Genomic DNA, 12,176 nt, shown 5'->3' on the forward strand with positions numbered 1-12,176 from the left:
GAGCACGGAGACCCTGATGTCCTCTTTTAACGACCTGATCAAGAACATCACCCCGGATATCTACCAGAGCCTGAAACTGGCCGTGGAGATCGGCAAATGGTCCGACGGTGGCAAGCTCACCGCCGAACAGCGCGAGCTGTCGCTGCAGGCGATGATCGCCTGGGAAATCCAGAACCTGCCCGAAGAAGAGCGCACCGGTTACATGGGCCCGCAGGAGTGTGCGTCGAAGTCGATCGAAGTACCGAACATCCTGTTCAAGTCGGACGCCATCCATTGATCGAGATTGGCCGCGGTGCAATCAGCAAAATGTCGGCGCGCCTGGACGGGCCGAACGTGCAATACGCGTTTCGTCTGGATGACGTCGAGGTGCCGGTCAACCCGTTGATCGGCACCACGGTGCGTCTGGAATATCTGGGGGCGATTCACTGCACCCATTGCGGACGCAAGACCAAGACCAGTTTCAGTCAGGGTTACTGCTACCCGTGCATGACCAAACTGGCCCAGTGCGACGTGTGCATCATGAGCCCGGAGCGCTGCCACTTCGACGCCGGCACCTGCCGGGAACCGGAGTGGGGCGAGAAGTTCTGCATGACCGACCATGTCGTCTACCTGGCCAATTCGTCGGGGATCAAGGTCGGCATCACTCGCGCCACCCAACTGCCGACCCGCTGGCTCGATCAGGGCGCCAGCCAGGCGCTGCCGATCATGCGCGTCGCCACGCGCCAGCAGTCCGGATTCGTCGAAGACCTGTTCCGCAGTCAGGTCGCGGACAAGACCAACTGGCGCGCACTGCTCAAGGGCGATGCGGCGGCGGTGGATCTTGCCGAGGTGCGCGACCAGTTGTTCGCCAGCTGCGCCGAAGGTTTGCAGGGCTTGCAGGAACGTTTCGGTCTGCAGGCGATTCAGCCGGTCATCGACGTCGAGCCGCTGGAAATCCGTTACCCGGTCGAGCAGTACCCGGCCAAGATCGTCAGCTTCAACCTGGACAAGAACCCGATTGCCGAAGGCACGCTGCTGGGGATCAAGGGTCAGTACCTGATCTTCGACACCGGCGTGATCAACATTCGCAAGTACACGGCCTATCAGCTCGCCGTGCATCAATAAGGACTTCAGCATGCGCACCGAACAACCGAAGATGATTTACCTGAAGGACTATCAGGCGCCCGAGTACCTGATCGATGAAACACACCTGACCTTCGAGTTGTTCGAGGACCACAGCCTGGTCCACGCGCAACTGGTGATGCGCCGCAACCCGGCCCGTGGCCCGGGCCTGCCGCCGCTGGTGCTCGATGGCCAGCAGCTGGAACTGCTCTCGGTGACCCTGGCCGACCAGGAACTGAGCGCCGCCGACTACCAGTTGACCGAGAATCACCTGACCCTGCAGCCGAAGAGCGAAACCTTCACGGTCGACACCAGCGTCAAAATCCACCCGGAAACCAACACCGCGCTGGAAGGCCTGTACAAGTCCGGCACGATGTTCTGCACCCAGTGCGAGGCTGAAGGCTTCCGCAAGATCACTTATTACCTCGACCGCCCGGACGTGATGAGCAAGTTCACCACCACGGTGGTCGCCGAGCAGCACAGCTATCCGGTGCTGCTGTCCAACGGCAACCCGATTGCCAGCGGCCCCAGCGAAGACGGCCGGCACTGGGCGACCTGGGAAGACCCGTTCATGAAACCGGCGTACCTGTTCGCGCTGGTGGCCGGTGACTTGTGGTGCGTTGAAGACTCTTTCACCACCATGACCAACCGCAACGTGGCGCTGCGCATTTATGTCGAGCCGGAAAACATCGACAAGTGCCAGCACGCCATGAACAGCCTGAAGAAGTCGATGCGCTGGGACGAAGAGGTCTACGGTCGCGAGTACGATCTGGACATCTTCATGATCGTCGCCGTGAACGACTTCAACATGGGTGCGATGGAGAACAAGGGTCTCAATATCTTCAACTCCAGCGCCGTGCTGGCCCGCGCCGAAACCGCCACCGACGCCGCGCACCAGCGGGTCGAGGCGATCGTCGCCCACGAATACTTCCACAACTGGTCGGGCAACCGCGTGACATGCCGCGACTGGTTCCAGCTGTCGCTCAAGGAAGGCTTCACCGTATTCCGCGACGCCGGTTTCTCTTCCGACATGAACTCGGCCACGGTCAAGCGCATTCAGGACGTGGCGTACCTGCGTACCCACCAGTTCGCCGAAGATGCAGGTCCCATGGCCCACGCCGTACGCCCGGACAGCTTCATCGAGATTTCCAACTTCTACACCCTGACCGTGTACGAAAAGGGCTCGGAAGTGGTCGGCATGATCCACACCCTGCTGGGCGCCGAAGGCTTCCGCAAGGGCAGCGACCTGTACTTCGAACGCCACGATGGCCAGGCCGTGACCTGCGACGATTTCGTCAAGGCCATGGAAGATGCCAATGGCGTCGATCTGACCCAGTTCAAGCGCTGGTACAGCCAGGCCGGTACGCCGCGACTGGCGGTGAGCGAGTCTTACGACGCCGCCGCGAAAACCTACAGCCTGACCTTCCGCCAGAGCTGCCCGGAAACCCCGGACAAGGTTGAAAAGCTGCCGTTCGTGATCCCGGTGGAACTGGGCCTGCTCGACAGCCAAGGCAACGAGATTGCCCTGCGTCTGGCCGGTGAGGCCTCGGCCCAAGGCACTACCCGAGTAATCTCGGTAACCGAAGCCGAGCAGACTTTCACCTTCGTCGACATCGCCGAACAACCGCTGCCGTCCTTGCTGCGTGGTTTCTCGGCGCCAGTGAAACTGAGCTTCCCGTACAACCGTGATCAACTGATGTTCCTGATGCAGCACGACAGCGACGGTTTCAACCGCTGGGATGCCGGCCAGCAACTGTCGGTGCAGGTGTTGCAGGAACTGATCGGTCAGCAGCAGAAGGGCGAAAGCCTGGTGCTCGACCCACGTCTGATTTCTGCCTTGCGTACGGTACTGGCTGACCAGACGCTGGATCAGGCGATGGTCGCGGAAATGCTCTCGCTGCCGAGTGAAGCCTACCTGACCGAGATCAGCGAAACCGCCGACGTGGATGCAATCCACACCGCCCGTGAATTCGCCCGTCAGCAACTGGCGGACAACCTGTTCGATGCCCTGTGGCAGCGTTATCAGGCCAACCGCGAACTGTCGAAAAAGACCCCGTACGTGGCTGAAGCCGAGCATTTCGCCCGTCGCGCGTTGCAGAACATCGCACTGTCGTACCTGATGCTCAGCGGCAAGCCTGAAGTGCTGGCGGCAACGCTGGAGCAGTTCGACAGCTGCGACAACATGACCGAGCGCCTGACCGCGCTGGCGGTGCTGGTCAACTCGCCGTTCGAAGACGAGAAGGCCAAGGCCCTGGCCAGTTTCGCCGAGCACTTCAAGGACAATCCGCTGGTCATGGATCAGTGGTTCAGCGTGCAGGCCGGCAGCACTTTGCCGGGCGGTCTGGCGCGGGTCAAAGCCCTGATGCAGCACCCGGCGTTCAACATCAAGAACCCGAACAAGGTGCGTGCGCTGGTCGGTGCGTTCGCCGGGCAGAACCTGATCAACTTCCACGCGGCGGACGGTTCGGGTTATCGCTTCCTCGCGGATCTAGTGATCGAACTCAATGGCTTCAACCCGCAGATCGCTTCGCGTCAATTGGCGCCGCTGACGCGCTGGCGCAAGTATGACGGTGCTCGTCAGGCGTTGATGAAGGCTGAGCTGGAGCGGATTCTGGCATCCGGTCAGCTGTCCAGTGATGTGTATGAAGTGGTCAGCAAAAGCCTTGCCTGAAGCTGTTTCAGGGCAATAAAAAACGCCGCTCGATGAGCGGCGTTTTTGTGGGTGGATGAAAAACTATTGGCGCAAATCAAACCGATCCAGATCCATCACCTTCGCCCAAGCCGCAACGAAGTCGTTGACGAACTGTTCCTTCGCATCGGAACTGGCATACACCTCGGCCAGCGCCCGCAGTATCGCGTTGGAGCCGAACACCAGATCGACGCGCGTTCCTGTCCATTTCACATTGCCGGTGTTGCGGTCGCGCCCTTCGAACTCGTCCGCTGCCTTGGACGTCGGTTTCCATTCCACGCCCATGTCCAGCAGGTTGCGGAAGAAGTCGTTGGTCAGGGCGCCGGGCTTGTCCGTGAAGACGCCGTGTCTGGTCTTGCCGACGTTGGTGTCCAGCACCCGCAGGCCGCCGACCAGAACGGTCAACTCCGGTGCCGAGAGCGTCAGCAGCTGCGCCTTGTCGATCAGCAACGCTTCGGCCGGCACGCGATAGGTGCTGGCGGCGTAGTTGCGGAAACCGTCGGTGTGCGGTTCAAGGAAGCCGAACGATTCGACGTCGGTCTGCTCCTGAGACGCATCGGTACGGCCGGGCGAGAAGGGCACCGTGACCGAATGGCCGGCATTTTTTGCGGCCTGTTCGACCCCGGCATTACCGGCCAGCACGATCAGGTCCGCCAGCGAGACTTTCTTGCCCGACGCCCCGGCGTTGAACTCGTTCTGAATGCCTTCGAGGGCTTTGAGCACCTTGTCCAGTTGCTCCGGCTGGTTGGCTTGCCAGAACCGCTGAGGTGCCAGACGCAGGCGACCGCCGTTGGCGCCGCCACGTTTGTCTGAACCACGGAAAGTCGAAGCGGCCGCCCAGGCGGTGGAGACCAGTTCCGAAACCGACAGCCCCGACGCCAGTACTTTGCCTTTCAGTGCGGTGACATCGGCGTCGCCTATCAGCGGGTGATTGGCTTCTGGAATCGGGTCTTGCCACAGCAGTTCTTCCTGGGGCATTTCCGGACCGAGATAGCGTGACAGCGGGCCCATGTCGCGGTGGATCAGTTTGTACCAGGCGCGGGCGAAGGTGTCGGCCAGTTGATCGGGATTGGCCAGGAAACGCCGCGAAATCTTCTCGTAGGCCGGGTCGAAGCGCAGGGCCAGGTCGGAGGTGAGCATGGTCGGGTCGATGCGTTTGTTCGGGTCGTGGGCATGGGGAATGGTGCCGGCTCCGGCGCCGTTTTTCGGTTTCCACTGGTGGGCACCGGCCGGGCTTTTGGTCAGTTCCCACTCGAAGCCGAACAGGTTTTCCAGGTAGTTGTTGCTCCATTTGGTCGGAGTGGTGGTCCAGGTCACTTCCAGACCGCTGGTGATGGTGTCCGCGCCTTTGCCGCTGCCGAAGCTGTTTTTCCAGCCCAGGCCCTGAAGCTCGAGGCCGGCGGCTTCCGGTTCCGGGCCGACGTTATCGGCCGGGCCGGCACCGTGGGTCTTGCCGAAGGCGTGGCCGCCAGCGATCAGGGCGACGGTTTCTTCGTCGTTCATGGCCATGCGGCCGAAGGTTTCGCGGATGTCCCGGGCCGAGGCCACCGGATCGGGATTGCCCTCGGGACCTTCCGGGTTCACGTAGATCAGGCCCATCTGTACGGCGGCGAGCGGGTTTTCCAGATTGCGTTCGCCCTGATTGGTGCGGCTCTGTTCATGGCCGTGCTCGGCAGGTTCGGCCACCAGGGTGCCGTCGCCCGGTTCCTGCATGGCTTCGGGGTGTTTGCCGTAACGGGTGTCGCCACCCAGCCAGGTGTTTTCCGAACCCCAGTAGACGTCTTCGTCCGGCTCCCACACATCGGGACGTCCGCCGGAGAACCCGAAAGTCTTGAAGCCCATGGATTCCAGCGCGACGTTGCCGGTGAGGACGATCAGGTCGGCCCAGGAAATGTTGCGGCCATATTTCTGCTTGATCGGCCACAACAGGCGCCGGGCCTTGTCGAGGCTGACGTTGTCCGGCCAGCTGTTGAGCGGGGCAAAACGTTGCTGGCCGGAGCCGGCGCCGCCACGGCCGTCAGCGGTGCGATAGGTGCCGGCGCTGTGCCAGGCCATGCGGATGAAGAGCGGGCCGTAGTGGCCGAAGTCGGCGGGCCACCAGTCCTGGGAGTCAGTCATCAGCGCCGTCAGATCGCGTTTCAGGGCCTGGAAATCCAGGCTTTTGAAAGCCTTGGCGTAGTCGAAGTCCTTGCCCAGCGGATCGGAGGCGGGCGAGTGCTGACTCAGGATTTTCAGGTTCAGTTGATTCGGCCACCAATCGCGGTTCGTCGTGCCACCGCCGGCGGCGTGATTGAACGGGCATTTCGATTCATTTGCCATGTTCGGGTCCTTATCAGGTCTTCTGCGGCCGGCTCGTGCCGACTTCGGATTAGTAAGGCTAGACCCGACTGGGCAGGTCAGCTAATAGGCCGACTATTGGTGGCCGATAGGCAAAGTCTTTTACAGCTGTCTGTTCAGGATTTTTTCGAAGAAACGCAGGACGTGCGTGCGCAAGCGGCGATACCGCGTGCTGAAAGACCCGTCCTTGAGCGGTTGTTGTAAACATCGGGCAAGAATCGTGATGGCCATTGGAAATGTTATTGTATAACATAAAAATGATTTCATCTGATCGATGTCACTGACATGTCCGTGTGGCAGTGGCATCGATCCTTACCTTTCTGCCTTACGGAATACTAGAAATGTCAGCCCGTTTTCCCTCCTTCCCGCCAAGTCTGCTGGCCTCTGCGCTGCTGATCGCATCCCCCGCGTTCGCTGCCGAACCCCTTGAACTGCAACCGCAAGTCATCACCGGCAATCCACTGGGCAGCCAGACCCTGGCTTCGCCCTCGACCGTGTTGAGCGGCGATGACTTGACGCTGCAGCAGAAGGGCAGCCTGGGCGAAACCCTGAACAAGCAGCCGGGCGTGTCGTCGTCCTACTTCGGCCCGGGCGCCAGTCGTCCGATCATTCGCGGGCAGGACGGCGATCGCATCCGCATCCTGCGCAACGGCGTCGGCGCGCTGGACGCCTCGTCGCTGTCCTACGACCACGCCGTGCCGCTGGACCCGATCAACGTTGACCGCATCGAAATCGTCCGTGGCCCGGCCGCGTTGCTCTACGGCGGCAGCGCCATCGGCGGGGTGGTCAACACCTTCGACAACCGCATCCCGACCGAAGCCATCGACGGCATCCACGGTGCCGGCGAGTTGCGCTATGGCGGCGCCGACACTACCCGCAGCAGCGCGGGCAAACTCGAGGCCGGCAACGGTCAGTTCGCCTTGCACCTGGACGCCAGCGCTCGCGAGTTCAATGACCTGAAAATCCCCGGCTACGCCAAAAGCAGCCGCGAACGGGCAGGGGACGATGGCGATTCCAGCAAGCATCGCCTGGCCAACAGCGACGGTCGTCAGGACGGCAGCGCGGTGGGCGGGTCGTACACTTGGGATGACGGTTACGCGGGGTTGTCGTACAGCAACTACGACTCCAATTACGGCTCGCCGGCCGAAGACGATGTGCGGATTCGCATGCAGCAGGAGCACTACGCGTTCGCCTCGGAAATTCGCAACCTCCAAGGGCCGTTCAGTTCGGTCAAGTTCGACGCCGGCTACACCGATTATCAGCATCGCGAAATCGAGGGCGGCGAGGTCGGCACCACGTTCAAGAACAAGGGTTACGAGGCGCGGGTCGAAGCCCGGCACCAGCCGTTGGGGCCGTTCAACGGGGTAATTGGCGCGCAGGTCAGTCGCAATGAATTCTCGGCGCTGGGCGAAGAAGCCTTTGTGCCGCACACCGATACCAATGCCGGTGCACTGTTCATTCTGGAAGAGCTGCAAGCCACGGATCGCCTGCTGTTCACCCTCGGCGGTCGCCTGGAACACACCACGGTCGACCCGGACGCCAAAGGCAACGAGCGCTTCGCCAACGCCGACCGCTCCAGCAGTTTCACCGCCGGCAGCCTGTCGTCCGGTGCGGTCTACACGCTGACGCCGGTCTGGTCGGTTGCCGCCACGCTGGGCTACACCGAGCGGGCGCCGACGTTCTATGAGCTGTACGCCAATGGCGCCCACGTCGCGACCGGCACGTATGAAGTCGGGGATGCGGGTCTGTCGAAAGAGAAAGCCGTCTCCAGCGATCTGGCCCTGCGTTTCGACAATGGCACGCACAAGGGCAGCGTCGGTGTGTTCTATAGCCACTTCTCCAACTACATTGGTCTGCTCGGCACCGGTCGCACGCTGAATGACGAAGGGGAAGAGGACGCCGGCGGAATTCCCGAATACGCCTATTCCGGTGTTCGCGCGCGCTTCAGTGGCATCGAAGCACAGGATCGCTGGCAGCTCGGCGAGAGCGCCTACGGCAAGTTCGCGCTGGAATTGTCGGGCGACTACACCCGGGCCAAGAACCTCGACAACGGCCAGGATCTGCCGCGCATCGCGCCGTTGCGCTTGAATACCGGGCTGTTGTGGGAGCTGGATCGCTGGCAGGCACGGATCGATGTGGAGCACGCCAGTTCCCAGCATCGGGTGCCGGACAATGAAAGCAGCACCGATGGCTACACCACGCTGGGTGCGAATGTGGGGTATCACTTCGACGTCGGCCAGAGCAAATGGCTGGCCTTCGTCAATGCCGAGAACCTGACCAACCAGACCGTGCGCTACGCCAGCTCGATCCTGCGCGACATTGCGCCGGCAGAAGGGCGGAGCATTCAGGTCGGCCTGCGCACCACGTTCTGATCGTTCTCCGCGATCTTTCGCCAGCGTCCCGCGAACCGCGTGACGCTGGCGTCGACATCAGCTCGACTGAGCGGTGTCGTCTTCCGGGAGTTCCTCCCGCAGATCCTGTTGCCCCGGCAGCTCGGTGATCACGCTGAAATCCGTGACTTCCACCGCCCCCAGCCCATACCCCAGCAAGTGGAACGAGAAGGCCTTGCGCGGTTGCGGGTTGTCGAAGCTGAAATCCATTTCCAGCGGCTGCTCCGCCGTGGCGACCATTTCTGATGGCAGGCCCAGTTGCACATCCTGTTCGAATTCCTTGGCCTTGAGCTGGATGTACGCCGCCTGTTGCGGGTCCATCGAGCGCACGGTCAGGCGCACGCGGGTGTGCGAGCCCTTGGGCATTTCCAGGTACTGCGCGCCGATCAGGTTGTCGGCCCAGTCATCCTTGATCTGCGCTTGCAGCGGGATGACGTTGTCGCTGCCGAACTGGTAGCGCTGATTCAGTGGAGTACGCAGCAGCGACAGGTCCAGTGCATCGGCGCGGGCCGCAATCTGCCGCGCATTCTGGCCGCTGGCATTGCCCTTGAACGTCGCACTTTCGGCGATGAAGCCTTCACTGGCGTAAGCCCGGCAGCGTCGCGGCATATCGCACTCGGTCAGGATGCCGTGGCCGTCGTGGTAGCGCAGTTTGCCGTTGGTGAACGAAATGATTTCGCGCCCGGTGTCGTAGTCGCGAAACAGTGAGCGGCCGCTGAGAGCGGCGGGCACCGGCAGGTCAAAGTAGTCGAGGATCGATGCGCTCAGATCGACATGTCCGTAGACACCGGCGTTCAGGTGCGGCAACTGGGCCTGTTCCGGTGCGAGGGTCAGGTTGAAGCCCCAGGACGAGGCGAGCCGCACGCCGTCGATGCCATGGGATTCGTCCGAGGTGATCACCACCAGCGTGTCTTTCAGTACGCCCTGACGTTCGAGGCCGCTGAGGAACTGGTCCAAAGCGTCGTCCAGATAACCGACGGCAGCCTGTTTCGGCGTGTCGTAGCGTTGCAGGTATTCATCCGGCGCGGAGTAGGGCTGATGGGTGCCGACGGTCAGCAGGGTCAGCATCCACGGTTTTTTCTGTTTCTTCAGTTGGCCGACGTAACCCAGCGCGCCTTCGAAGAAGGCCTTGTCGTCCTTGCCCCACGGGAATTCCAGGTAATTGGTGTTGGTGAACCACTCCAGGCCATGGGTCGCATCGAAGCCGATGTGCGGCATGATCTTGTCTTTGGCCATGAAGCGCAGGCCGGCGCCTTGCAGGTAGTGCGTGGTGAAACCGTTCTGACGCAATTGGGCCGGCAGGCAGGCCTGGTTGCGTTCGTTCTGGGTCAGCATTTCCACGCCTTTGGGCGTGCCGTTGTTCAACTTGTCGTAATCGCCGCAGAGCATGGCGTACAGGCCGCGAATGGTCTGGTGCGTGTGCAATACGTAATCCGGCGTGTTCATGCCGCGCTCGGCCCACCGGCTGAGCTTGGGCATCAGGTCTTCCTGATAATGGCTGCCGATGGCCTCGCGATTGGCGCGGATGTAGGCGCCGGGAATGCCTTCTACGGCAACGATCAGCACGTTGCGTGCCTGACCTTTTGCGGCCAGTAACGAGTGGCCGTTCAAGTCGAGGTCGGTGAGCCCGGCCATCGAGGGTGGAGGTACTTCGCTACCGCCTTCCAGCCATTCTTCGGCCTGCATCTGCGCGTCGGCGACCTGGGCGGCGAGCAACTGATGCGGCAGGTTGTACAGGCGCCAGGGGTCGGCGTCGCTTGGCGAGAGATTCTGTGCGCCCCAATGGGCGGCGAACAGCAACACCGGTGCCGACCACACGGCGCGGGGCAGGGCCGGCGCCAGCGTTCCGCGGTTTGCCCACTGCGTCGCGAGCCACATCAACAGGCCCAGCAGCAATGCACCGGCCACTCCCGGATGGGCGAAGCCGCCGCCGGTGGAGTTCTCGACGAATTGCGGGTCGATCAGGTAATGCAGGTCCTGGGGATTGGGCAGGCGCCCGACCGCGCTGACCAGTTCCGCCGTCGCCACCGCCAGCAAACCCCAGAACACCAGCACCGGCAGGGCCAGCCACCACGGCCGGCGATGCAACAGAACCACCAGCAGGCTGCCGATAGCCAGGTCCGACAAGTAGCCGAAAAGGCTCGACCAGCCGAGTGCCGCACGCAGGCACACCGGCACGATCAGTACCAGAAAAACCAGAGAAAGAAGACGGGCGTCGGGGTGCCGAAGCCGTTGAAAAAGAGCGCTCACAAAAAAGACCTTCCAGCCATCAAACCGTCATAAAAGTGTGCGCGATGATACCAAGGGTGAGCTGTCTGATCGCTTTTTTAAACACGGGGCTGATCTGTTGTCGGAAGGCTGTAAGATCTTTGTGAATTGCCGAAGCCTTGACCTGCACCCGTATCAGCGGCAAGGGCCGCATTTTTCAGGGGCGAAGCAGGAGGGGGATTAATTGTTTCAGGCTGTTTATCCGTGTCCGCGGTGACATGACGGTGCAGACGCAAACGGGGCGACATGATCGTCGATCGTGCCGCCCCGTTTGTTTTTTGAAGCCGTAAAGCCGTCAGCCAGCGATCAATGCATCTTGCTGTGATCGTGGCCTTCCATGTTGGTCAACGAGCGTACTGGCGCCTGGACTTCGATGGCCTGTTTCTCGCCCTTGGCATTTTCCACGGTCAGGGTCAGCGGCACGGTTTCGCCTTCCTTCAGTTGACCGTTCAGGCCCATCAGCATCACGTGGTAGCCGTTCGGATCGAACTTCACAGCCTTGCCGGCCGGCAGGTCGACCGAGTTGACCGGGCCCATGCTCATCACGTCGTTCTTCATGGTCATTTCATGAATCTGTACGTCCTTGGCCACCGGCGAAGCAACGCTGAGCAGCTTGCTGTCGCTGTCGGCGGTGACGGTCATGAACGCGCCGCTGGCCGACTGGTTCGGCACGGTTGCACGGACCCAGGCGTCATCGACCCTGGTCTGCGCGGAAACCTGGAAGGCCAGGCCCAGCAGGGACAGGCCCAGTGCGGCACGTTTGATGTTGTTCAGAAAAGGGTTCATCAGCAGACCTCCATGACGGTTTGCAAATCTTCCGTACACTCTTGTGCAGAAAGCGATTGGGACAGACCCACGCGCAGGTTGCCGCGGGTGTCGTAGACATAACTGGTGGACGTGTGCGACAGGGTGTAGGTGTCGCCGGCAGGGACTTTTTCGTAGAAGACGTCGAATTCCTTGGCGGTGGCCTTGGTTTCCTCGAGGGTGCCGTACAGGGCGACGAAGCTCGGGTCGAAGGTCTTGACGTAGGCGTCGAGGATTTGCGGCGTGTCGCGTTCCGGGTCGAGGGTGATGAACACCACTTGCAGGATGTCGCCATCCTTGCCCATCAGCTTCTTGATTTTCGCCGCGCGGGCCAGGGTCGTCGGGCAGACGGCCGGGCATTGGGTGAAACCGAAGAAAATCATCGGCATCAGGCCGCGAAAGCTCGACAGCGTCACGGTGTTGCCTTCGGTGTCCTTGAGCTTGAAGGTGCGTCCGAGGATCTTGTCGCTCAGATCCTTGCCGTACTTGTACGACAGTTGGCCACGGGTGTCGCAGCCGGCGAGCAGGCCCAGACCGAGCACGCCCATTCCCGCAAGCACCTTGCGGCGAGTCAACAAAGCCGTCAT

General features: G+C 61.7%; 8 protein-coding genes. 4 read left to right on the plus strand and 4 right to left on the minus strand.

Going from position 1 to position 12,176, the window contains the following annotated elements; all coding sequences use genetic code 11:
• Positions 1-16: 16 nt before the first annotated feature.
• Genes AC07NR_RS20455 through pepN form a run of 3 tightly spaced genes read left to right on the plus strand, consistent with a single transcriptional unit; the run spans position 17 to position 3,772 of the window.
• Entirely contained in the window at positions 17-277 is a 261-nt protein-coding gene (locus tag AC07NR_RS20455; protein WP_085698878.1) for a YeaC family protein, read from the plus strand.
• Entirely contained in the window at positions 274-1,104 is an 831-nt protein-coding gene (locus tag AC07NR_RS20460) for a DUF2797 domain-containing protein (protein WP_495079294.1), read from the plus strand. The genes AC07NR_RS20455 and AC07NR_RS20460 overlap by 4 nt, the downstream gene beginning before the upstream one ends.
• 10 nt (positions 1,105-1,114) lie before the next feature.
• Positions 1,115-3,772, plus strand: a complete 2,658-nt coding sequence (gene pepN, locus AC07NR_RS20465) for an aminopeptidase N (protein ID WP_495079295.1) — start codon at positions 1,115-1,117, stop codon at positions 3,770-3,772.
• Positions 3,773-3,835: 63 nt separating this feature from the next.
• Here pepN and katG read toward each other — a convergent pair whose 3' ends face one another.
• On the minus strand, positions 3,836-6,109 hold the full coding sequence (gene katG / locus AC07NR_RS20470; protein ID WP_495079296.1) for a catalase/peroxidase HPI: 2,274 nt from the start codon (positions 6,107-6,109) through the stop codon (positions 3,836-3,838).
• A 359-nt stretch (positions 6,110-6,468) separates the two neighbouring features.
• On the opposite strand from katG, the gene AC07NR_RS20475 reads away from it, so the two are divergent.
• Positions 6,469-8,499: a TonB-dependent receptor gene (locus AC07NR_RS20475; RefSeq protein ID WP_495079297.1), complete on the plus strand. Its 2,031-nt coding sequence runs from the start codon at positions 6,469-6,471 to the stop codon at positions 8,497-8,499.
• 57 nt (positions 8,500-8,556) lie between these two features.
• On the opposite strand, the gene AC07NR_RS20480 is transcribed toward AC07NR_RS20475, so the two are convergent.
• From AC07NR_RS20480 to AC07NR_RS20490, 3 genes are all read right to left on the minus strand, one after another.
• Positions 8,557-10,767: an LTA synthase family protein gene (locus tag AC07NR_RS20480; RefSeq protein ID WP_495079298.1), complete on the minus strand. Its 2,211-nt coding sequence runs from the start codon at positions 10,765-10,767 to the stop codon at positions 8,557-8,559.
• Between the two features lie 324 nt (positions 10,768-11,091).
• Complete coding sequence (locus AC07NR_RS20485) at positions 11,092-11,571, minus strand: copper chaperone PCu(A)C (RefSeq protein ID WP_085708576.1); 480 nt, start codon at positions 11,569-11,571, stop codon at positions 11,092-11,094.
• Positions 11,571-12,176, minus strand: a complete 606-nt coding sequence (locus AC07NR_RS20490; RefSeq protein WP_085708575.1) for an SCO family protein — start codon at positions 12,174-12,176, stop codon at positions 11,571-11,573. The genes AC07NR_RS20485 and AC07NR_RS20490 overlap by 1 nt, the downstream gene beginning before the upstream one ends.

This window comes from Pseudomonas sp. GW821-FHT09C09, assembly GCF_059418105.1.

Coding starts and splice junctions, on each gene's coding strand:
- katG (WP_495079296.1), bottom strand. CDS start 6,109: ATGGCAAATGAATCGAAATGCCCGTTCAATCACGCCGCCGGCGGTGGC.
- pepN (WP_495079295.1), top strand. CDS start 1,115: ATGCGCACCGAACAACCGAAGATGATTTACCTGAAGGACTATCAGGCG.
- AC07NR_RS20475 (WP_495079297.1), top strand. CDS start 6,469: ATGTCAGCCCGTTTTCCCTCCTTCCCGCCAAGTCTGCTGGCCTCTGCG.
- AC07NR_RS20490 (WP_085708575.1), bottom strand. CDS start 12,176: ATGACGGCTTTGTTGACTCGCCGCAAGGTGCTTGCGGGAATGGGCGTG.
- AC07NR_RS20485 (WP_085708576.1), bottom strand. CDS start 11,571: ATGAACCCTTTTCTGAACAACATCAAACGTGCCGCACTGGGCCTGTCC.
- AC07NR_RS20455 (WP_085698878.1), top strand. CDS start 17: ATGTCCTCTTTTAACGACCTGATCAAGAACATCACCCCGGATATCTAC.